Origin of the sequence: Bacillus sp. JJ1503, assembly GCF_036965125.1 — a bacterium.
Taxonomy (GTDB): Bacteria; Bacillota; Bacilli; order Bacillales; family Cytobacillaceae; genus Cytobacillus.
Genome location: NZ_JBALOZ010000096.1, coordinates 15299 through 15582, shown reverse-complemented (window position 1 = coordinate 15582; position 284 = coordinate 15299). Strand labels below are relative to the sequence as shown.

The window sequence follows — 284 nt, the reverse complement described above, 5'->3', positions numbered from 1 at the left end:
GTGTGAATATATACAAAACCAATGACTGGCAAACGACCGTTTATATATTCTGCAATTAATTCTGTACGTGATTTTTCACTATTAATACCTCGGCGTGGCTTAGCCCAAGCATTCGTAGTGGCAATATGAATATAATCAATATCTGCTTTCATTAATTCATCAAGTAATTCAAATGTTTCTCTCATGGTGATTCCTGGTGTTTCGGGTTCTTCAGGTGAAAAACGATAACCAATTAAGAATGGTCTGCGGAAAATGTTGTCATTGGAGCCATCATGAGGCGATTT

The 284-nt window shown here is 37.0% G+C and carries 1 pseudogene; it reads right to left on the bottom strand.

From position 1 onward, the window contains the following. Positions 1–284: pseudogene (locus tag V7149_RS09025) on the bottom strand (hypothetical protein); the annotation flags it as partial.